The sequence below is a fragment of the Jejuia sp. G7-7 genome (assembly GCF_055808955.1).
Map to the genome: position 1 here is coordinate 1,193,055 of NZ_JBVVSZ010000002.1, position 21,506 is coordinate 1,214,560.

Annotated in this window: 18 protein-coding genes and 6 pseudogenes; 19 read left to right on the forward strand and 5 right to left on the reverse strand. The window is 32.8% G+C overall.

Annotated elements, in window-relative coordinates:
* Positions 1 to 47 precede the first annotated feature (47 nt).
* Positions 48 to 299: a hypothetical protein gene (locus AC0L5U_RS15675; RefSeq protein WP_473417416.1), complete on the forward strand. Its 252-nt coding sequence runs from the start codon at positions 48 to 50 to the stop codon at positions 297 to 299.
* On the opposite strand, the pseudogene thiL reads toward AC0L5U_RS15675, so the two are convergent.
* Positions 296 to 1,340: pseudogene (gene thiL / locus AC0L5U_RS15680) on the reverse strand (thiamine-phosphate kinase). The gene AC0L5U_RS15675 and the pseudogene thiL sit on opposite strands and share 4 nt — an antisense overlap.
* Positions 1,341 to 1,672: 332 nt before the next feature.
* Between thiL and AC0L5U_RS15685 the strand changes: the two are divergent.
* The 17 genes and pseudogenes from AC0L5U_RS15685 to AC0L5U_RS15765 all read left to right on the forward strand — a co-directional run bounded on the left by AC0L5U_RS15685 (position 1,673) and on the right by AC0L5U_RS15765 (position 16,314).
* Positions 1,673 to 2,745: pseudogene (locus tag AC0L5U_RS15685) on the forward strand (choice-of-anchor B family protein).
* Between the two features lie 467 nt (positions 2,746 to 3,212).
* On the forward strand, positions 3,213 to 4,109 hold the full coding sequence (locus AC0L5U_RS15690; protein ID WP_473417417.1) for a hypothetical protein: 897 nt from the start codon (positions 3,213 to 3,215) through the stop codon (positions 4,107 to 4,109).
* A 2-nt stretch (positions 4,110 to 4,111) separates the two neighbouring features.
* The gene (locus tag AC0L5U_RS15695) at positions 4,112 to 4,876 is read left to right on the forward strand and encodes an MbnP family protein (RefSeq protein WP_473417418.1); all 765 of its coding nucleotides are present in this window, start codon (positions 4,112 to 4,114) and stop codon (positions 4,874 to 4,876) included.
* 74 nt (positions 4,877 to 4,950) lie between these two features.
* On the forward strand, positions 4,951 to 5,949 hold the full coding sequence (locus AC0L5U_RS15700; RefSeq protein WP_473417419.1) for a cytochrome-c peroxidase: 999 nt from the start codon (positions 4,951 to 4,953) through the stop codon (positions 5,947 to 5,949).
* 159 nt (positions 5,950 to 6,108) lie between these two features.
* Positions 6,109 to 6,351, forward strand: a complete 243-nt coding sequence (locus tag AC0L5U_RS15705; RefSeq protein WP_473417420.1) for a hypothetical protein — start codon at positions 6,109 to 6,111, stop codon at positions 6,349 to 6,351.
* A 542-nt stretch (positions 6,352 to 6,893) separates the two neighbouring features.
* A complete protein-coding gene (locus AC0L5U_RS15710) occupies positions 6,894 to 7,223 on the forward strand; it encodes a HesB/IscA family protein (protein ID WP_109351689.1) in 330 nt (109 codons plus the stop codon).
* Positions 7,224 to 7,237: 14 nt separating this feature from the next.
* Positions 7,238 to 8,686 carry a Fe-S cluster assembly protein SufB gene (sufB, locus tag AC0L5U_RS15715; protein WP_473417421.1) on the forward strand — a complete coding sequence of 483 codons (1,449 nt, stop codon included), beginning with the start codon at positions 7,238 to 7,240 and terminating at the stop codon, positions 8,684 to 8,686.
* Between the two features lie 10 nt (positions 8,687 to 8,696).
* On the forward strand, positions 8,697 to 9,119 hold the full coding sequence (locus AC0L5U_RS15720) for a hypothetical protein (RefSeq protein WP_473417422.1): 423 nt from the start codon (positions 8,697 to 8,699) through the stop codon (positions 9,117 to 9,119).
* 1 nt (position 9,120) lies between these two features.
* Positions 9,121 to 9,873: a Fe-S cluster assembly ATPase SufC gene (sufC, locus tag AC0L5U_RS15725; RefSeq protein ID WP_109351692.1), complete on the forward strand. Its 753-nt coding sequence runs from the start codon at positions 9,121 to 9,123 to the stop codon at positions 9,871 to 9,873.
* Positions 9,874 to 10,013: 140 nt separating this feature from the next.
* A pseudogene (sufD, locus tag AC0L5U_RS15730) lies at positions 10,014 to 11,326 on the forward strand (Fe-S cluster assembly protein SufD).
* Between the two features lie 97 nt (positions 11,327 to 11,423).
* A pseudogene (locus AC0L5U_RS15735) lies at positions 11,424 to 12,636 on the forward strand (aminotransferase class V-fold PLP-dependent enzyme).
* A 51-nt stretch (positions 12,637 to 12,687) separates the two neighbouring features.
* On the forward strand, positions 12,688 to 13,482 hold the full coding sequence (locus tag AC0L5U_RS15740; RefSeq protein WP_473417423.1) for an META domain-containing protein: 795 nt from the start codon (positions 12,688 to 12,690) through the stop codon (positions 13,480 to 13,482).
* Between the two features lie 38 nt (positions 13,483 to 13,520).
* Positions 13,521 to 13,943, forward strand: coding sequence for a SufE family protein (locus tag AC0L5U_RS15745; protein ID WP_473417424.1), 423 nt, complete (start codon positions 13,521 to 13,523; stop codon positions 13,941 to 13,943).
* 1 nt (position 13,944) lies between these two features.
* Entirely contained in the window at positions 13,945 to 14,268 is a 324-nt protein-coding gene (locus AC0L5U_RS15750; protein ID WP_473417425.1) for an SUF system Fe-S cluster assembly protein, read from the forward strand.
* Positions 14,269 to 14,487: 219 nt separating this feature from the next.
* A complete protein-coding gene (locus tag AC0L5U_RS15755; RefSeq protein ID WP_473417426.1) occupies positions 14,488 to 14,739 on the forward strand; it encodes a hypothetical protein in 252 nt (83 codons plus the stop codon).
* Positions 14,740 to 14,742: 3 nt separating this feature from the next.
* Complete coding sequence (locus tag AC0L5U_RS15760; protein ID WP_473417427.1) at positions 14,743 to 15,285, forward strand: DUF2480 family protein; 543 nt, start codon at positions 14,743 to 14,745, stop codon at positions 15,283 to 15,285.
* A 98-nt stretch (positions 15,286 to 15,383) separates the two neighbouring features.
* Positions 15,384 to 16,314: pseudogene (locus AC0L5U_RS15765) on the forward strand (DUF3078 domain-containing protein).
* Positions 16,315 to 16,492: 178 nt separating this feature from the next.
* On the opposite strand, the pseudogene hflX reads toward AC0L5U_RS15765, so the two are convergent.
* Positions 16,493 to 17,693: pseudogene (gene hflX, locus AC0L5U_RS15770) on the reverse strand (GTPase HflX).
* A gap of 234 nt (positions 17,694 to 17,927) precedes the next feature.
* Here hflX and AC0L5U_RS15775 point away from each other — a divergent pair.
* Entirely contained in the window at positions 17,928 to 18,743 is an 816-nt protein-coding gene (locus AC0L5U_RS15775) for an endonuclease/exonuclease/phosphatase family protein (RefSeq protein WP_473417429.1), read from the forward strand.
* Here the strand turns inward: AC0L5U_RS15775 and AC0L5U_RS15780 are convergent, their stop codons facing one another.
* The 3 genes from AC0L5U_RS15780 to AC0L5U_RS15790 all read right to left on the reverse strand — a co-directional run bounded on the left by AC0L5U_RS15780 (position 18,744) and on the right by AC0L5U_RS15790 (position 21,490).
* Positions 18,744 to 18,965 (reverse strand): hypothetical protein, encoded by a 222-nt coding sequence (locus AC0L5U_RS15780; protein WP_473417430.1) that lies wholly within the window; start codon positions 18,963 to 18,965, stop codon positions 18,744 to 18,746.
* A gap of 225 nt (positions 18,966 to 19,190) precedes the next feature.
* The gene (locus AC0L5U_RS15785) at positions 19,191 to 21,008 is read right to left on the reverse strand and encodes a glycoside hydrolase family 2 TIM barrel-domain containing protein (RefSeq protein ID WP_473417431.1); all 1,818 of its coding nucleotides are present in this window, start codon (positions 21,006 to 21,008) and stop codon (positions 19,191 to 19,193) included.
* A 74-nt stretch (positions 21,009 to 21,082) separates the two neighbouring features.
* Positions 21,083 to 21,490 carry a hypothetical protein gene (locus AC0L5U_RS15790; RefSeq protein ID WP_473417432.1) on the reverse strand — a complete coding sequence of 136 codons (408 nt, stop codon included), beginning with the start codon at positions 21,488 to 21,490 and terminating at the stop codon, positions 21,083 to 21,085.
* Positions 21,491 to 21,506 lie beyond the last annotated feature (16 nt).

Here is a 21,506-nt window from a genome sequence, read left to right on the forward strand (position 1 = left end):
TACTTTAGAGCCTCTCTCCTAGAAAATGAATTTAATATGCAGACAAAATGAAACATATTCATTGCAAAGTTTTTGGACACGACTATAAAGTGTCAAGAAACGTAACTTATCATGTAAAAGAATACACTTGTAGCACTTGTAAAAAAGAGTTAACTACTAACAGTAAAGGTAACTTAACAGAATTAACGCCTAAATTCAAAGAAATTAATGATGTATTAGAGCGTATTCATATAAAAAGAAGATTACGTTTACAAAATTACAATAAACAGCAAAATAAAAATTTATTAGCAGCTGGCTAATCATTAAAATTCTTCCAGCCTTGTGCTTTTAATTCTATTTTGGTTTCGGCTCTAGTAACCAAATGTATTCCTGCCGAAGCTTCTGCCATATACCCTAACACAGTTAAACTAGGATTTGCTTTTATTTTCGAAAAATCTTTTTGATCAATAGTAAACAATAATTCATAATCCTCCCCACCATTTAAAGCAACAGTTGTACTATCCACATTAAATTCTTCACAAGTAGAAATTACTTGAGGATCTAACGGGATTTTATTTTCATATACATCACAACCTACATTACTCTTTTTACACAAGTGTAAAATTTCAGATGACAAACCATCACTTACATCAATCATAGCGGTTGGTTTAACCTGTAACTCTTTTAGTAATTCTATAATATCTTTTCGAGCTTCTGGTTTTAATTGACGTTCAATAATATAAGTATAAGCATCCAAATCTGGCTGATTATTTGGGTTCACTTTAAACACTTCTTTTTCTCGTTCTAAAACTTGAAGCCCCATATAGGCACCACCCAAATCTCCCGAAACAACCAGTAAATCATTAGGTTTGGCACCATTTCTATATACTTCATTGTCTTCTTCAACTTCGCCTATTGCAGTTACCGAGATTAATAACCCAGTGTTGGACGAAGTTGTATCTCCACCAACAACATCCACCTTATAAATAGATGCAGCAGTTTCAATTCCTGCATAAAGTTCTTCTAAAGCTTCTAAAGAAAATCTATTAGAAACCGCAATGGAAACTGTAACTTGTGTAGCTCTAGCATTCATAGCATACACATCCGATAAATTTACAATAATCGCTTTGTAGCCCAAATGTTTTAAAGGCATATAACTCAAATCAAAATGAACATCTTCAACTAACAAATCTGTTGTAACAACAATTTTTTTCTTTAAAATCTAAAACAGCGGCATCATCGCCAATGCCCTTTATTGTTGATTTTTGAGTTATTTTGAAGTTTTTAGTTAAATGGTCTATCAATCCAAACTCTCCTAAATCGTTCAAATCTGTACGTTGTTCATTTTTATCTTCTATCATAATGCAAAAATAAGAAGGCTATTTATTTTAAGGCCTCAAATCTCATATTTAATTTTAATACCCTAAATTTGTTAGAGATAGTAGAGCGTTACAATATAAATTGCAAAAAGCACGTTCTTATTATGCTTTGAAAAGAAAAATTACTGCTTATGATTTTATTTAAAAAAATAATAAGAGTCTTACCTATAATTTGTATTACTGCTGTTTTAATATACTCTTGCGATAAAGAGCCTTCAAATTTTATAATGGATTCTAAAAAGGCAAGTTTTGTTCCTTTCGCCGAATGTGAGAATGGTTTTGCTGATATCTATCCATGTAATGGCTACGATTTAATGACACAAATACCAATACAAACTTTTGGAGCAGGAGCTGTAAATGACTCTTGGGGGTGGACAGATACTACTACAGGAAAAGAATATGCATTAGTAGCGACCAATACAAATACAGCTTTTGTAGATATTTCAGACACTGAAAAACCTATATATTTAGGAAACCTTCCAACCGCAACAACTAATAGTCCATGGCGTGATGTAAAAGTTTACAAAGATCATGCATTTATAGTAGCTGATAATAATCAAGGCGAAGATAGTCACGGTATGCAAGTTTTTGATTTAACCAGATTGAGAAATGTATCAAATCCGCCAGAAACATTTACTTCAGATGCACGTTTAGCTGAAGTTGGTAGAGCCCATAACATAGTAATTAATGAAGAAAGTGGCTATGCATACATTGTAGGAGGCAATAGAAGTAATAGTTATTCAGGCGGTCCAATATTTGTTAATATTCAAAATCCTAAATCTCCTGTAATAGAGGGAGGATTTGGAGAAGGGGGTATTCTCATGATGCTCAGGTAATTACTTATTCCGGACCGGACTCTGATTATTCAGGAAAAGAAATTCTCATTGGTAGCAACGAAAACGAAGTTGTAATTGCAGATGTTACAGATAAATTAAATCCAGTTAAAATTTCGACTATATCTTACCCCAATGTTAGATATGCACACCAAGGTTGGTTTACAGAAGACATGAAATACTTTATTCTTGGCGATGAATTAGACGAATTACGAATAGGTAACAACACAAGAATTATAACATTTAATTTTACAGATTTAGACAATCCAAAGTATCATTTTGAGTATTTAGCAAATAACGAATCTATTGACCATAATGGATATGTAAAAGATAACGCATACTATCAGGCAAGTTACCGAGCTGGCTTGAGGATTCTTGATTTAAACAACATAGCCAATAAATCATTTACCGAAATAGGTTTCTTCGATACATATCCTGAAGACAATGCTACCGCTTTTGATGGCGCCTGGAATGTTTATCCGTATTTTGAAAGTGGCAACATCATTATAAGCGATATTAATAGAGGACTTTTTGTTGTTCGAAAAAGTGAGTAATCCTTCCACCTTCTTTCATATGAAAAAGAATATTTTACTCAGCATCTGTTTTGTTTTTATTACAACTTTTTTATTTGAAAACTGTTCTAATAATGATGATAATAACAGTTTTAAACCCATAGAAAAATTACTAGATTTTGTTAGCACATTTGGTGGTAGTTTAAATGAAAGCGGGCAATCTATAATCAAAACTTCTGATGGTGGTTATGCAATTTTAGGGCATACGCAAAGTATGGATGGGAGCATTGAAAACAAATCAAATACATCTTTTGATTATTGGCTTTTAAAATTCAGTAGTACTAACCAATTACAATGGCAAAAAACTTACGGAGGAAGTGATGATGATAGAGGAAATGATATTACCCAAACAACTGATGGTGGTTATGCAATTTTAGGATACAGTAAAAGTAACGACGAAGACACTAGCGAAAATTTTGGCTTTAATGATTTTTGGGTACTTAAATTAGATGGTTCAGGAAACATTTCTTTGGGAAAAATCTCTTGGCTTTTCTGGATCAGACAATGGCAACGCTATAATTCAAACCAAAGATGGTGGTTATTTATTAACTGGAGTTATAGATGTGTCGGCTTCTAACGGACAAGGTAATAGCAAAAACTCTTCAACCAAACATGCAGGGGGAGATTATTGGGTTATAAAATTAAATGCAAATGGAGAAAAACTATGGAGTAAATTTTATGGTGGAACTTTTACAGACACACCTTATGATTTAATTGAAACTGCCGATAAAGGTTTTTTAATAATCGGATCTTCCGATAGTGAAGATGTAGATGTAAAAAACAACAAAGGCACTTATGATTTTTGGGTTGTAAAAATATCTGAAGAAGGAACTCTACTTTGGGAAAAGTCTTTTGGAGGTACTCAAATTGATGAAGCTTGGGGTATCACAGCTTCAAACGATGGCAATTACCTAATAGTTGGAGATGCTAGAAGTAATGACAAAGATGTCTCTAAAAACAATGGAGCAGCCGATGTGTTTTTGATAAAAATAACACCTGAGGGGACTCTTATTTGGCAAAAAACGTTTGGAGGTACTGGTTTTGATAACGCACGTTCTATCTCTAAAGCAAACGATGGCGGTTATTTAATTTCAGGAAGTTCAAGAAGTTCTGATGTTGATATTACTGAAAACAAAGGTCAAAATGATGCTTTAATTTTAAAAATAGATGCTAACGCTAATTTAGAATGGCATAAAACTATTGGCGGCAGTAATGTTGACATTGCCTACGATGTTTTAGAACTTAATGACGGCTCTATAATTGCTGTTGGAGAAACTAGCAGTACTGATTTTGACATTGAACAAAACAAAGGATTTACAGACTTATTAATATTCAAAATAAAATAAAGATGAAAAAAATTATCCCCTTATTGTTAATTACTGTTTTGTTTTCATGCGGACTAGATGAAGATAGGGTAGAGCCTAGAGCTAATGTTATTTTTAACTTCACACATTCTTGGGACGGAACTAACGTTACAGATGCTGACTTTAACCAAATTCAATATACTAATGAAAATGGAGAAAATTTAAGCATTTCAAAGTTACGCTACATAATTTCAAGAATTATTTTTACCAGATCAAGTGGCGAAGAATTAATTTTTAATGGATATAATATGGTAGATTTCACAAATAACAATAACCTTTCTTTCGTATTATTTGGATCAATTCCATTAGAAACTTATAGCAATGTATCATTCACTTTTGGATTAAATAATGATGACAATTATAACAACAACTATCAAGATTTAAATTCCATATCATGGAATGTACCAGAAATTCTTGGAGGAGGTTACCATTACATGCAATTAGAAGGTAAGTTTATTGATAATGCTTCAGAAGAAAAAGGGTACGCATACCATGTTATTAGAGCAGTAGACAATTCTGGAACTACACAAACATTTCAGGACACTTTTTTTGAGGTAAACTTAGGAGCAATTAACTTAACAAACAATGCAACTTTTAATATAGAAATGAATATTGCAGAGTGGTTTAAAAGCCCAAATATTTGGGATTTGAATACATTAAATAATATGTTGATGCCAAATTTTGATGCACAGATAATGATGTTTGAAAACGGACAAAATGTATTTAGTTTAAAATCAGTTAATCAATAAATTATTTGAAAAAATGGAGCTTACATATTGGCGTTTTGATTGTTCTCATTGGTTATTCGTGTTCAAATGAAAGCGTGGCCAATTATAGTCCTACTCTAAGCCCTTTAGAAATACCAACTTTATTTGAAGAAAATATACTTGCACCTGTTATTCCAAATGACAATCCTCAAACTATTGAAGGTGTAGCGCTAGGAAAGAAATTATTTTTTGACCCCATTTTATCTATTGATAATACTCAAGCCTGTGCCGATTGTCATGCCCCAGAAAATGCATTTACTGATTCCGACAGATTTAGCGATGGTGTTAATGGAAGTATAGGAACAAGGAATTCTATGCCTCTTTTCAATTTAGCATGGAATTATGATGAAAAATTCTTTTGGGATGGCAACACTTTTAGCTTAGAACATCAAGCCTTTATTCCAGTTACAGATCCTGTTGAAATGAATAGCAAATGGATGGATATAGAACAAAAACTACAACAAGACTCCAACTATCCTACTCTTTTCGAAAAAGCTTTTGGAACTTCAACTATTGATTCTACTTTAATAACAAAGGCCATCGCTCAATTTGAAAGAACCTTAATTTCTGCTAATTCAAAATTTGATAAATACCTTTTAGATGAAATTGAATTATCTCCTGAAGAACTTAATGGCTTCAATATATTTATGGACGAAACAAGAGGTGACTGCTTTCATTGTCATGGTAGTGATAAAAATCCGCTTTGGACTGATAACATATTTCATAATAATGGTTTAGATGAAATATTCACAGATAAGGGATTAGGTGCAGTAACAGGTGATCCTTCAGATAACGGGAAATTTAAATCCCCTTCTTTGAGAAATCTAGCTTTTACAGCGCCGTATATGCACGATGGCAGATTTGCTACGCTTGAAGAAGTAATTAATCACTATAGTGAAGGCTTAAAAAACTCTTCAACTATCGACCCTTTAATGAAAAAAGTATCTCAAGGAGGCGTTGGATTATCAGATAAAGATAAATCAGATTTAAAAGCATTTCTACTCACGCTATCTGATGAAACCTTTGTGAAAAATCCGGATTTCTTAGATAACTAGATAATAAGTATTTAGAATTTCAACCTCAAGCTGTTCCATTTACAAAAGATTTACACTTCTCCATATGTTAAAAATTTATGTTTTTAATCGAAAATAAATACACTTCATCGGTTTTTCATTCTTTTTTATTGATATTTATAGCCCCAAGTCTTTTTAATTATGATTCACGAAAAACCTATTGATAGATTCTGTGCTGTATTTGGACATAATCTTAAACACATCTCTAAAATTGATGAGGAAACATCAGAGTTAGTCTGTAAATCATGTAAAAACCATTTTGTATCAACTAATAGTGGAAACATTATGAATCTTTCTGCACATCGAGAAACGTACAGTTTGTCAAACTATTTTGAAAAAAAAGGGTTTCAAAATTTAATAGAATTATTGGTTTTTAAGAACTAATCTAGTTACATAATTTTTTTAAAATAAATCAGTTAAAGGTGTTTTTGTCGAAAAAAATCACACCTCATCCGTAAATGAGTCGATTTTTTAATTATATTGATGTCATTAATATAATCCATGAATGGCTGCTAAAGTATATTCAAACCCTTTTTGCTTGGTGTACGGACATAATTACTTTCGTATAGACAACTCTAAATCTTCAATTATAATATGTAAAGGATGTAAACAAACCTTTGAATATAATCATGATGGTAAAATTGTAATGATTAATACCTCAAAAAACAAAACGCCTTTAACGCTTCAAAAAAAGCACAAAAAAATTGGATAACTAGACTCTGATTATTTTAACTACTCATAATAAATTGATTACTTATTACCAGTATATTTTCAATCTTTTCCCATAACAAAAACCTATTAAACTATATGCTAATATAATGTTAGGTTATTCGATTTTGAGGGACTTATATTGTATATTTGTCCTCTATTTAGAAACTGTCTTAATAAAACATTGAGGACAAACCTAAATTTAATAAAAAAATTATATGATAAAAGTCTCTGAAACAGCTAAGAAGAAAGTGGTTGAGCTTATGACCGATGATGGTTATAATGCAACAACAGACTACGTTCGTGTGGGTGTGAAAAGTGGTGGATGTTCTGGTTTATCTTACGATTTAAAGTTTGATAAAGAACAGCAAGAAGGCGATAAAGTATTTGAGGATAACGATATAAAAATTATAGTTGACAAAAAAAGCTTTTTGTACTTAATTGGCACTACTCTAGAATATTCTGGTGGTTTAAACGGAACAGGTTTTGTATTTAACAACCCCAACGCTAACCGTACTTGCGGTTGTGGCGAATCATTTTCATTATAAAATAAGAAAGCAATATGTCGAAGTATACCGAGGATGATTTACGTGAAGAACTAAAAACCAAGGAATATGAGTATGGATTCTATACGGATATAGATTCTGAAACATTTCCGAATGGTTTAAATGAAGATATTGTTCGTGCTATTTCTAAAAAGAAAGAAGAGCCTGAATGGATGACTGAATGGCGTCTAGAAGCTTTTAAGGTTTGGAAAGAAATGGAAGAGCCTGAATGGGCTAATGTAAATTACCAAAAGCCAGATTTTCAAGGCATTTCTTATTACTCTGCACCTAACAGCAAACCTAAATATGATAGTATCGATGAAGTTGACCCAGAATTATTGGCAACTTTTGAAAAACTAGGGATTTCTCTTGACGAGCAAAAGAAACTTGCTGGAGTTGCTATGGATGTGGTTGTGGATTCTGTTTCGGTAGCTACAACGTTCAAGAAAACTTTAGGTGAAAAGGGTATTATTTTTATGAGTATTTCTGAGGCTATTAAAGAGCACCCAGAGCTTGTGAGAAAACATTTAGGAACTGTGGTTCCTCAGAAAGACAACTTTTATGCGGCTTTAAATTCTGCTGTGTTTAGTGATGGTTCTTTCTGTTATATTCCAAAAGGGGTACGTTGCCCAATGGAACTATCAACCTATTTTAGAATTAATCAAGCAGGAACAGGACAATTTGAAAGAACTTTAGTAATTGCAGATGAAGGTAGTTATGTAAGTTACCTTGAGGGTTGTACAGCGCCTAGTCGTGATGAAAATCAATTACACGCAGCCGTTGTAGAGCTTATTGCTTTGGATGATGCTGAAATAAAATATTCAACAGTACAAAACTGGTACCCAGGAAATGCTGAAGGTAAAGGTGGTGTTTTCAACTTTGTAACTAAGCGTGGTTTATGCGAGAAAAACGCAAAAATCTCATGGACTCAGGTAGAAACTGGTTCTGCAGTAACTTGGAAATACCCTAGTTGTGTTTTGAAAGGTGATAATTCAGTTGGTGAATTTTACTCTATTGCTGTAACTAATAATTATCAGCAAGCAGACACGGGAACTAAAATGATTCACTTAGGAAAGAACACTAAATCGACTATCATTTCTAAAGGTATTTCAGCTGGGAAATCTCAAAATAGTTATCGTGGTTTAGTTCAAGTAAACTCAAGAGCAGAAAACGCACGTAACTTTTCGCAATGTGATAGTTTATTAATGGGTAACGAGTGTGGTGCACATACTTTCCCATACATAGAAGCAAAAAACAAAACGGCAAAAATAGAACACGAAGCTACGACTAGTAAAATTGGTGAAGACCAAATTTTCTATTGTAACCAACGTGGTATTGATACTGAGAAAGCCATTGCATTAATTGTAAATGGTTTTAGTAAAGAAGTATTAAATAAATTGCCAATGGAGTTTGCTGTTGAAGCTCAAAAACTATTAGAAATAAGTTTAGAAGGAAGTGTTGGTTAAATTGATAAAAATGAAAAAAGCATTAATTCTATTGTTATGTCTTTCAGCATTTTTAAGCTGTAAAAAAGACGTTAAATCTCAAAACACAGAAGAAACTATCATCAATGATAGCGAAGAAAGAACTGCAAAACAAAGCGACGGACTAACCTTATTAAAAGGTGAATTTGTTTACTACGGCGGTGCTGCTGTTCTACAAACACATTCTGAAATTTACGGGGTTTTAATTACTGATAAATTACAAGAACTTCAAAAAGAGGCTGAAAAGTATATAACTGAGCCTACAGATATGGTTCAAATTGAAATACGAGGAAAAATCACAAACCAAAAAGACGAAAAAATTCTTTGGGAGAACAAGGTTGAAATTGTTGAAATTTTAAGTGTAAAACCAGGTTCTAAAGAAGAAAACACAATTATAAAATTAGGAAATCAATAGTATGTTAAAAATAAACAATTTACACGCAAGTGTTGAAGACAAAAGCATCTTAAAAGGTATAAACCTTGAAGTAAAACCAGGTGAAGTTCATGCTATTATGGGACCTAATGGTTCTGGTAAAAGTACTTTAGCATCAGTTGTTGCAGGTAAAGAAGAATACGAAGTTACCGAAGGTAATATCATCTTTGAAGGCGAAGATATTGAGGAATTAGCTGCTGAAGAACGCGCACACAAAGGTGTGTTTTTATCGTTTCAATATCCTGTTGAAATTCCTGGAGTATCTGTAACTAACTTCATGAAAACCGCTATAAACGAAACACGTAAAGCAAAAGGTTTAGAAGACATGCCTGCAAAAGACATGTTGAAACTTATTCGTGAGAAATCTGAGCTTCTAGAAATTGATAGAAAGTTCTTATCACGTTCTTTAAACGAAGGATTTTCTGGAGGAGAAAAGAAACGTAACGAGATTTTCCAAATGGCGATGTTAGAGCCTAAATTGGCTATTCTAGATGAAACAGATTCTGGATTAGATATTGATGCCCTTCGTATTGTAGCCAATGGTGTAAACAAACTAAAAAGCAAAGACAATGCTGTGGTAGTTATTACACACTACCAACGTTTATTAGACTATATAGTTCCTGATTTTGTACATGTATTGTACAATGGACGCATTGTAAAATCTGGAGGTAAAGAGCTAGCGCATCAGTTAGAAGAAAAAGGTTACGACTGGATTAAAGAAGAAGTGAACGCTTAAAACAGTCTCAGTATTCAGTCACAGTTAGCAGATGCTTACTCAAACCTGATTACTCAAAACATTAAAAATAGTAAACAGTCTATGCTTAGTTTTTCTTTTACTGAAACTGAAACTGAGACTGCGACTGAAAACTGAAAACAATGGATTTAAAAGAAAAACTAGTTTCATCATTTTTAGCATTTGAAAATAGTGTCGATATAGACAGCTATGTTCACGATGTGAGATCTGATGCTATAAAAACATTCGAAAAAAAGGCTTCCCTTCTAAAAAAGATGAAGCTTGGAAATACACCTCTTTAAACAGTATTTTAAAAGAAGATTATAGTGTATTCCCAAAACAAGAAAACGCTTTGGAGTATCCTCAAGTGAAGAAATATTTCATTCACGACATTGATACTTATAAGATTATCTTTATTGATGGAAAATACTCATCACACCTATCGCAAACCACACACGATGGTATAGATGTATGTTTGATGTCAGCCGCTTTAAACAAGCCAAAATATCAATTGGTTATTGAGAATTATTTCAATAAAGCTGCAAAAAAAGACAGCTTGTCATCATTAAATACAGCATTTTCAAACGAAGGCGCTTACATCCATATTCCTAAAAATAAAATTGTAGAAAAACCAATTCAAATTCTACATTTTTCAACAGGAAACGAGTCGGCAACCATGTTACAACCGCGTAACTTAGTAGTAGTTGGAGAGAATTCGCATGTACAAATTATCGAGCGCCACCAGAGTTTAACCAGCAATCCTGTGTTAACCAACAGCGTTACCGAAATTTTCGCAAGCAAACGTGCTATTGTCGATTATTACAAGATTCAAAACGATAACGAAAACGCATCTTTAATAGATAACACTTTCGTTAAACAAAGCAGAGAAAGTTTCGCATCGGTTCATACTTTTTCATTTGGAGGCAAGTTAATTCGCAACAATCTCAACTTTTATCAAGAAGGAGAACGTATCGATTCAACTCTAAAAGGCATCACGATTATTGGCGAAAAACAACACGTAGATCACAATACTTTAGTGCATCATATCGAGCCAAATTGCGAAAGTCATCAAGACTACAAAGGCATTTTTGCCGATAGATCTACAGGCGTATTCAACGGTAAAGTTGTCGTAGAAAAAGAAGCTCAAAAAACTAACGCATTTCAAGCAAACAACAACATTTTAATAAGCGATAAAGCGTCCATAAACACCAAACCGCAATTAGAAATTTTTGCTGATGATGTTAAATGTTCTCACGGTTGCACCATCGGTCAACTAGACGAAAGCGCCATGTTTTACATGCGTTCGCGCGGTATTCCAGAGAAAGAAGCCAAGGCATTATTAATGTTTGCGTTTAGCAATAACGTGCTTAGTTCGGTTAAAATTCCTGAATTAAAACAACGCATTACCAAAATTATCGCCAACAAATTGGGGGTAGATATTGGATTCGATTTATAAAATTTTTATTTGAAGCTATTTCCCGCTATCCGCTATATCTTTTTTGCTTTTAATGGCAAAAAAGGATGCCGCTTCTATCGGGGCTAACCTATCCGCCATGTTCAATGTAGACACCATACGAAAAGACTTCCCGATACTTTCCCGAAAAGTAAACGGTAAACCTTTAGTGTATTTTGATAATGCAGCAACATCGCAAACACCGCAACAGGTAATAGATGTAATTGTAGATTATTACTCAAACTACAATGCAAACATACATCGTGGTGTGCATACGTTAAGTCAAGAAGCAACCGATTTATACGAAGCTTCAAGACAAAAAATACAAGCACATTTCAATGCAAAGTTCTCTCACGAAATTATTTTCACATCAGGAACAACACATGGCATCAATCTAGTTGCAAACGGTTTTTCATCCCTATTAAAAAAAGCGATGAGATTATAGTTTCAGCTTTAGAACATCATAGTAATATTGTGCCTTGGCAAATGCTCTGCGAACGCACAGGTGCCACTTTAAAAGTGATTCCTATGAATGAAGATGGCGAACTCATCCTATCTGAATTCGATAACTTGCTATCTCAAAACACAAAACTGGTATTTGTAAATCATATTTCAAACGCCTTAGGAACCATAAACCCTATTGAATACATCATTGAAAAAGCACATGCCGTTGGAGCAGCAGTTTTAATTGATGGCGCACAATCTGCACCACATATTAAACCAGATGTTCAAGCTTTAGATGTAGATTTCTATGTAACCTCAGCTCACAAAATTTGTGGACCAACAGGCATGGGAATGCTTTACGGAAAAAAGGAATGGTTAAAAAGTTACCACCTTACCAAGGTGGCGGCGAAATGATTGCCGAAGTTACTTTCGAGAAAACTACCTACGCAGATTTACCACATAAATTTGAAGCAGGAACGCCTAATATCTGTGGAGGTATCGCTTTTGGAGCAGCTATAGATTATATGAATAGCGTTGGTTTTGATAATATAATTGCACAAGAAAATAAGCTTCTAGAATACGGCACAAAAAAACTCCTAGAAATAGAAGGTTTAAAAATCTACGGGACTTCAAAACACAAAACATCTGTTATTTCTTTTAATTTAGAAGGTATTCATCCTTATGATGTTGGAACCATTTTAGATAAACTAGGAATAGCCGTAAGAACAGGACACCATTGCGCGCAACCTATCATGGATTTTTACAAAATCCCAGGAACCGTTCGTGCCTCTTTCGCTTTTTACAATACTAAAGCAGAAATTGACGCATTAGTTGAAGGTGTAAAGAAAGCTAAAATGATGCTGTCTTAATATTTTTGGCTTCGTTTTTGTATATTCAATTGTAAAAAAATCTATATTTAAATGAAAAGTATGTTACTTGTTTTCAGCATGATTGTATTGCGCTGTTGTTGGGGTCCAACAGATTTTCAATTAATGCAAGGTTTACAAAATAACACCTCAGACGTGAAAATACTCAATGGAAAATATTTTATAAATACTTTGAACGCCGAAGATGTATCAGCTTTTAATCTCAACATTGTATTTAATGATGATGCAAAAAAGGTTTCAGGATTTTCTGGTTGCAATCGTTTTTTTGGATCTTATAATCTAAATAAAAATACTCTTGGATTCAGCGAATTAGAGTCAACAAGAATGTTATGCTCTGATGATAAAAATAATTTAGAACAAAAACTGCTTAAAGCTTTTGATAAAGCAAATATTATATTCTTTTCGGAAAATGGTTTTACATTATTCAATAAAAAGAGATTGTTATTATCAGCATCAAAAGTATTAGAAGAAGACACCTTAAGTTTTGAATATTCAGCTACATCAAGAGGGACTTATAAAAACATAAAAATAAGCAAAGAACATATAACGTTTTCAAAAGAAAAAGGTGGAAAAACTTTAACGCAAGATTGCGATGCTCTATCATGGAACGCTGTCTCAAAAGCTTCTAATCCCATTGATTTTAAAAACATCCCCAATATTAAAGCGCTTAGTAAAACCTTTCAGTTTGATGGTGCTGCTTTAGCGCGATTAAAAATTACTTCAAACGGAAAAACTTTCGAGTCGCCACCTTTTGATCACGGCAATCCCCCTAAAGAGATAGCTCCATTAGTTAAAGAAATACTATCATTAACCGAAAAGATTGAATAGCAGCATTTCTTGTTGTATTTTTGTATAAAATTGAAAGTATGAGTATTGAAGACATTCAAAACGAAATAATAGACGAATTCTCAATGTTTGAAGATTGGGAAGAACGTTACCAATATATGATTGATTTAGGGAAAGATTTACCCCTAATTAACGACCAATATAAAACCGATAACAATATAATTAAAGGCTGCCAAAGTAAGGTTTGGGTGCATGCCGAAATGAATGACGACAAAATTGAGTTTACTGCTGATAGTGATGCGATAATTACTAAAGGTATTATAGCTATTTTGATAAGAACATTTTCAAATCAACACCCAAAAGACATAATTAATGCCGACACTAGTTTTATTGATAAAATTGGTTTAAAAGAGCATTTATCTCCAACACGAGCTAATGGTTTAGTAAGTATGGTAAAGCAATTAAAAATGTATGCAATAGCATACCAAACACAATTGAATTAAAATGAGTGAAGTTATAGAAACTGCCGAATTAGGCGAAAAAATAGTAAATGTTCTTAAAACGATTTACGATCCAGAAATACCTGTTGATATTTATGAATTAGGTTTAATATACGACGTATTTGTAAACGAAGATTACGATGTTAAAATATTAATGACCTTAACAACACCTAACTGCCCAGTAGCAGAAACGTTACCACTAGAAGTTGAGGAAAAAGTAAAATCCTTGAATGATGTTAAAGATGCTGAAGTTGAAATAACCTTCGATCCACCTTGGACGCAAGATTTAATGAGTGAGGAAGCGAAGTTAGAGTTGGGAATGTTATAATACGTTTCATTATGAAAATTTTCATAAATTTTATTTTAATACTAATTATAATAACATTTACTTCTTGTAATCGAGTTACAAAAAACAAAAGAAACTATTAATAAAGGAGGAGAAGTTGTTGGAGAAACAGCCACCGAGTTTTTTGAAGGTGTTACGGAAGGTATTGATAAAACACTAGAATGTGAGATTGTACTTTCTCAAGAATTAACTGACAAAGGCTTGAAAACAGGCACGTATTCAATTGAAAACAGAAAATTAGGAGGAGAGAATAATTTATTAAGACTTTATCTGATTTTTGAAAAAGATTTTAAAATAAAAAAAGTAACAGCAAAGGCTTTCAATAAAAACAATTTAGAAATAGGCAGGACAAAAAAAGACATTTATGGTGTTTATGGAAGTGCAGGTTACTTTGATTTTGAATTTGACGAAAGAACTTATATTGGTGTAAGAAATAAAATTGTGATTGAATAAAACATGGCAGACGAAATCATAAATCGCGTAGCGAATAGTAAGTTAATAACAATCGACCTTGAGGACTTCTATCCAGAAGGTAAACGTATGTTGTTTGATATTAAAGATTGGCTTTTCGAAGGCTTTGTATTGCGTGAAAAAGATTTCAGAACCCAAGTAGCTGAATTTGATTGGAGCAAATATCAAGATAATTATGTGGCATTAACTTGCAGTACTGATGCTATTATCCCCGGTTGGGCTTATATGTTGCTAAGTATTCAATTAGAACCTTTCGCTAAAAAGGTTATTGTAGGTGATTTAGAACAGTTAGAAACTTCGGTATATCAAGATATTATTAATGATCTTGATGTTTTAGAATATGAGGAAAAGCCTATTATTATCAAAGGTTGTTCTAATAAACCTGTACCTCAAAACGCATACATCATGCTTTCAAATAAGTTAAAACCTGTTGCTAAGTCTATTATGTATGGTGAAGCTTGCTCTTCTGTGCCTTTATTTAAAAAAATAGTTTTCAAAAGTGACTTTATAATCTTATCAGGGTCTTAAAATACATAAACACAATTTCTCTTTTGTTTATATTAATTAACATTTGTTAAAAATTAACATATATTTGCCAAAAATTTTAAAAATTAAATTTATTTAAAATGAAAAGAATACTTTTTTTAACTGTATTATGTTTTAGTGTTATTACAATGAACGCTCAAACTAAAGAAGAATTAGAATCTCAAAAAGCTGAGAAACAGGCTGTAGCTGATGCTGCTCAAGCAGAAGCTAATGCTTTACAAGCTAAAATTGATGCCCTTCCAGGTTGGAAGAAAGGTAGCTTTTGGTACTATTGGTGGTAGCTTATCTGGTTTTAACAACTGGTATGCTCAAGCAGCTCCAAACAATGCTTCTGGTAATATTGGTTTTACTGTTAATGCTTTTGCTAATTTAATTCAAGAGAAATACTTTTGGAGAAACTCATTAGCTACTAACTTAAACTGGGTAAAGTTAGATAATAAAGATAATGGTACAGATGCCGATGACAGTTTTGAACCTACAACTGATGTTTTTAATATTTCATCTTTATACGGTAGAAACATAGCTAAAAATTTAGCTGCTTCAGCATTAGCTGAATACAGAACGACTGTATTGAACAACTTTAATGATCCTGGATATTTAGATATTGGTATTGGTGCTACATGGACACCTATTGAAAACTTAATTGTAGTGGTACACCCATTAAACTACAACTTTGTTTTTGCTGATAATGACAATGTTTTTGAATCGTCTTTAGGTGCTAAAATTGTTGCTGATTATACAAGACAAATTGGTGCTATTGCTTTTAAAACAAACCTGTCTGCATTTCAAAGTTATAAGTCTGGAGACTTATCTAACTGGACTTGGTCAAACTCTTTTAGTTACACGCTTTGGAAAATGATTGGTGTTGGTTTTGATTTTGGTTTAAGAAGCAATCAGCAAGAAGCTTTAAACTATGCTTTAGCTCAAGATCCTGCAACCGCAACATCTTTTGATGATGTTGATAACGATTTACAAACGTATTACACTTTTGGTTTAAGCTACAAGTTCTAAATACTAAACGCATCTCGCTTTTGGTGCGGTATTAGAAGTGATAAAAAAATACGCTTCCCCTTTTTTCTGGGAAGCGTATTTTTTTTGCTTTAAGGATTAGGAAGTGGAAAGCCCACAACCTGACAAAGGAGGTGCGGGGACTTGTAACGGATAGTTTCCTTTTCGGGGTAACGCCATTTTACTCCATATTTTCGTAATTATAATCGGGATAAAGGAAATGATTGTATGGAAAACGTGTGATGTGTATCTCGCGAACCTCGTCATAAACACGTTTTTTAAAGTCTTCCAGATTACTTTTATTTATTGCCGAAATGAAGAGCGCGTTATTACCAACTTTACTCATCCATGTGCTTTTCCACTCTTCTAGCGTGTAATGTTTTCCTATTTTTTCTGTCTCTAAATCATCTTCGGCTATAGGTTCAGCTTCGTAGGCATCAATTTTATTAAACACCATAATAGTTGGTTTATCACTACTCTTTATCTCGCCTAAAATTTTATTTACAGATGCGATGTGGTCTTCAAAATTTGGATGAGAAATGTCAACAACATGTAGTAATAAATCGGCTTCTCGAACTTCATCAAGAGTGCTTTTAAAACTGTCAACCAATTGCGTAGGCAGCTTACGAATAAACCTCTACGGTGTCACTCAATAAAAATGGTAAATTTTGAATTACAACCTTTCTAACGGTGGTGTCTAAGGTTGCAAATAGTTTGTTTTCAGCAAAAACGGTACTTTTACTAACCACATTCATTAGGGTGGATTTTCCAACATTAGTGTATCCTACTAGTGCTACTCGTACCATTTTACCACGGTTACCACGTTGCACCGCCATTTGTTTGTCTATGGTTTTAATTTTGGCTTTGAGAAGTGCAATTTTATCACGAACAATACGTCTATCTGTTTCAATTTCTGTTTCTCCAGGACCACGCATTCCTATTCCTCCTTTTTGACGTTCAAGGTGCGTCCACATTCCTTTTAATCGTGGTAATAAATATTCGCATTGTGCCAATTCTACTTGTGTTCTAGCATAACTGGTTTGTGCACGTTGCGCAAAAATATCTAAGATTAAATTAGTTCTGTCTAATACTTTTACATTTAGAATTTTACTGATATTACGCTCTTGAGCTGCCGATAATTCATCATCAAAAATGGCTGTGTCTATATTGTTTTCTTTGATAAATTGACTAACATCTTCCATCTTACCTGACCCTATAAATGTTTTAGGATTTGGCATATCCATTTTCTGTGTAAAACGTTTTACAGCAAATCCGCCTGCAGTAAAAGTCAAAAATTCTAACTCATCTAAATATTCTTTAGACTTAGCCTCATCTTGCTCTTTAGTAATTACTCCTATTAAAACAGCCTTTTCTAATCCCATATATGCTTCTTAACTATAAAAAATAATATACTGCAAAGTTACATAATTGAAGTCATTTTAATTTTTATATTTTTGGGACATGACAGATTTTTTTGAAGATATTCCCGTTCACCACGATATGCAAACTGTGGCTTTTTATAATATTGAAAATTTATTTGATTTTAAAGAATAGTAAGCACACTAACGATAACGACTTTTTACCAAATTCCGCAAAGCGATGGACACCCAAGCGTTATGAAAAATAAATTAAGGAAGTTAGGTTTTGCTATTTCTAATATTGGAAGGCGAGAAACAGGAAAACATCCTGCTCTAGTTGGTTTAGCAGAAGTTGAAAACGCCAAGGTGATTAAAGATTTATTAGATTCAAAACACTTAGATGATTACAATTATGATTATGTACATTTTGATTCATTAGATGAACGGGGAATAGATGTGGCATTATTATACGATTCTAATGTTTTTGAAGTATCTCATTCTGAAACATTTACAATTAGACTTACGGATGAAGATGGCACGCCTGACTATACAAGAGATATTTTATTGGTTTCAGGTTTATTAGAAGATGAAAACGTCAATGTAATTATTAACCATTGGTCCTCTAGACGAGAAGGCCAAAAAGAAACAGAATTTAAGCGTTTAGCATCTTCTGAAAAAGTTAGTGAAGTTATTTTGTCTTTGAAACAAGAAGATCCTGATACTAGAATTATTGTTATTGGAGATTTTAACGACACCCCACAAAATATTAGTTTGAAACGTTTAGTTGATGAGTTCGGTTTATATAATCCTTTTGAAACTTTACGATCGTATACTCGAGGCTCGGTAAAACATAAACGCCAATGGTTTTTATTTGATCAGATTTTAATATCAACTAATTATTTTAAAAGTTCTAAAGATAAATTTGAATTTTATAAAGCTGATATTTTTGATGAAGACTTTTTAAAACTATTTAGTGGACCTTTTAAAGGCTCCCCGTTTAGAACTTACGTTGGCAAAAAGTATAAAGGTGGATATAGCGATCACTTTCCTGTTTATGCTATTTTTAAGAAGTAGCTACGTAGCTTGAAAAACAATAAAAGTTAAACCTAAAATAACAATAGGTAATAACCAAAGTAACCAGATATTATACGTCAGCTTTCTATTTTTGAGCATTTTCGCATTTAATACATTGCGTTTTCTACCACCGTATTGCATCCAGTTTTTAAAATACAGAAAAACAACTACTAATGTAAATAGCACCCATGCCTTAGTTGACGACATGGTATCTATATGCATTTGCCTAAAAAAGCCTGCAAAAAACACGCCTAGAAGTAACAGTAAACTACATTGTAAAATGGTAATGTAAAAGGTGGCAATACTATTCGCCTTTTTTGCCCTTTTTGGTTTTGTAATGCTGAAAAAAACGAAAGAATAGTTTATCGAATACGGTCATTTAGTAATTTCTTATGCCAAAGGTAGAACATAATATTTTGAATTGTAATTCTAAGAATTTAATTATAGTTATTCAAAAACTACATCATCTAAATAAATATCCTGTGATACCTCATAGCTACTAGAAAAAAGTACTAAACCTGATCGAATACAACTCAAGTCTAATTTTTTAATATTAATAGAATACTTTTTCCATTTTGTGCCTAGTTTCACTTCAATAGATTTTTTTGCGGTATCTGGAAACGGTTTGTCTTTTCCTATCAATCCAAAACCAATAGTTGCAGTTACATTTTTTTTAGTTGCTTTTGCCCAAAAACTAAATTTCTTAGCACCAGTTAGATCGTAACCCCCTAGCATTTCTCCCCAATCGTTTGCAGGGTCTACAAGACCCAAACCATACCAATCATGTTCTAAATTATATCCGATTTTTAATGAAGAATTTCCAGAATACACGATGTTTTTATGGTTCATATCTACAGTAATCGATTCAATATTTCCCATGTATGCAGATGGCGTATAAGGATTTTCATTACCATCTTTATAGACGTAAAATGGCAAGCTCACTTTTGGTACTAAATATTTTCGTTTTCCGGATTTGTTCTCCACAAGAATAGAAGTGGAAGCAATTCCAACATTGTTAAACGTGTCTATTACATTTACATATATTTTTATTGCACCATCCTCATTTGGAAGTTCAATTTCAAAGCCTTTTGAAAAATCGCCTCTAAAATTTAGAGGATTGATTTGATCTCTTCGTTTTCTGCTTCCCGTTCTTTGGTTATAATGAAAACTAATTTCTAAATTTTCATTTTCAATATCTGAAACTTTTAAGTCTATAGGAATCCATGAACCGTTTTTAGTTTTAATATCTGGTAATTCGAATGTTTCGATTATCGGAATATTATTTATTGGCTTTTGTCCAGTATAAGCGTCTCTTATTGCCCAATACTGCGGACGGTACATTTTGTTATGATGCGTAAACAACCAAGGCGAGATAAAAGTATTTCCACTAGAATAATGAAATACGTACACCCCTAAATTTGTAGACTTATTTACAATCCAATCTCGATAGCCTTTAACGATAACATCATATTTTTCTTGGTCGCTAGGTTCTACTTTAATACCGTTTTTTTCGGTTTGAATGTCCCATTCTCCGGTTACTCCAAATTCTGTTATGATATATGGTTTGTCAATACTTCTTTTTTCGAGTTCCGAAGCTAAAACTCCTGCGCCTGCGCCGTAACTATTCAATCCGTAGATATCGATAGATGGTACATACTTTTGCCACCATTCTAATCCGAAAGTCCATGCTTCTACAGAAATAATTGGATGATTTTTGTCTCGCTTTTTAATTTCACTACAAATACGTTCTAACAATTTAGAATAGACTGTTTTTTCATCATCTGTAGCCAAATTTAAATACACTTCGTTCCCAATGCCCCAACTTAAAACTGCTGGATGATTTTTATATTTTTCTACGGTGTTGATGGCATTTGTATACATCGCTTCCATCCCTTTTTTATCCTCGAGATAATTAAAGCTGTCGTCGTCTTCCATTCCTGGACGTCCATGTCGCATCCAAATACCAACCATAACTTTAATGTTATGCTTATGTGCTGCATCTAATAGTTGTTTTGTGTTTTTACCAGTTGCCCAAGTTCTGATACTGTTAACACCAAGGAAATTTAAATCTTTAAAATAGGTGTCGTAATTAGCAACATCTTTATCGTAACCGAAAGTTGCGCCTTTTATTTCGAAAGGTTTACCATTGACAATGAGCTCCCAATTATTATTTGTTTTTTGGAGGGTGGTTTGGGCATTTGACTTTGAAACACAAATACTGATAAAAAGTGATAGAAGTATATAAAGAGATTGAATTTTGTTCATACTTAAATATAAGATTATTTAGAAGAACTTACATGTGCTTTTTTCTGAAGTAAAAAATCTACTGATAATCGTTTCTATTCACTTGTTTTATATTTAATCTTGACTTTTCCAATGTTATTTTCTAATAGGCTTTCAGCTTTAAAAATTTGGATTTTTTTCGGATAAATAAACTCTGCTGTTTTATTGTCAATCCAATTTACAATTAGTAAACTATCTTTAGATATTTTTAACCCTTCAAATTGGTCAGCAACGAAAACGTTTCCACCTTCTTTGTCAGTCAATTCATAATCATACCCTTTGATTGAAGCTTGAATTGAATTATTTACGGTGGCATTTCCAAGTTTTTCGAAGATGATCACTTTCATACTATCTTCAGGATTATAATATTCCTTTATCAACTCGTTTTTACTTTTTTCAAATATTTGACAACTGTAAATGGTTAACAGTAATAAAATCCAAAGAATATTTCTTTTAATATTCATTTTTTAGCTTGCTTAA

Coding starts and splice junctions, on each gene's coding strand:
- AC0L5U_RS15710 (WP_109351689.1), top strand. CDS start 6,894: ATGATAAAAGTCTCTGAAACAGCTAAGAAGAAAGTGGTTGAGCTTATG.
- AC0L5U_RS15720 (WP_473417422.1), top strand. CDS start 8,697: ATGAAAAAAGCATTAATTCTATTGTTATGTCTTTCAGCATTTTTAAGC.
- AC0L5U_RS15750 (WP_473417425.1), top strand. CDS start 13,945: ATGAGTGAAGTTATAGAAACTGCCGAATTAGGCGAAAAAATAGTAAAT.
- AC0L5U_RS15760 (WP_473417427.1), top strand. CDS start 14,743: ATGGCAGACGAAATCATAAATCGCGTAGCGAATAGTAAGTTAATAACA.
- AC0L5U_RS15790 (WP_473417432.1), bottom strand. CDS start 21,490: ATGAATATTAAAAGAAATATTCTTTGGATTTTATTACTGTTAACCATT.
- AC0L5U_RS15690 (WP_473417417.1), top strand. CDS start 3,213: ATGGTTCAGGAAACATTTCTTTGGGAAAAATCTCTTGGCTTTTCTGGA.
- AC0L5U_RS15675 (WP_473417416.1), top strand. CDS start 48: ATGAAACATATTCATTGCAAAGTTTTTGGACACGACTATAAAGTGTCA.
- AC0L5U_RS15740 (WP_473417423.1), top strand. CDS start 12,688: ATGAAAAGTATGTTACTTGTTTTCAGCATGATTGTATTGCGCTGTTGT.
- sufC (WP_109351692.1), top strand. CDS start 9,121: ATGTTAAAAATAAACAATTTACACGCAAGTGTTGAAGACAAAAGCATC.
- AC0L5U_RS15705 (WP_473417420.1), top strand. CDS start 6,109: ATGATTCACGAAAAACCTATTGATAGATTCTGTGCTGTATTTGGACAT.
- AC0L5U_RS15695 (WP_473417418.1), top strand. CDS start 4,112: ATGAAAAAAATTATCCCCTTATTGTTAATTACTGTTTTGTTTTCATGC.
- AC0L5U_RS15785 (WP_473417431.1), bottom strand. CDS start 21,008: ATGAACAAAATTCAATCTCTTTATATACTTCTATCACTTTTTATCAGT.
- sufB (WP_473417421.1), top strand. CDS start 7,238: ATGTCGAAGTATACCGAGGATGATTTACGTGAAGAACTAAAAACCAAG.
- AC0L5U_RS15780 (WP_473417430.1), bottom strand. CDS start 18,965: ATGCATATAGATACCATGTCGTCAACTAAGGCATGGGTGCTATTTACA.
- AC0L5U_RS15775 (WP_473417429.1), top strand. CDS start 17,928: ATGAAAAATAAATTAAGGAAGTTAGGTTTTGCTATTTCTAATATTGGA.
- AC0L5U_RS15745 (WP_473417424.1), top strand. CDS start 13,521: ATGAGTATTGAAGACATTCAAAACGAAATAATAGACGAATTCTCAATG.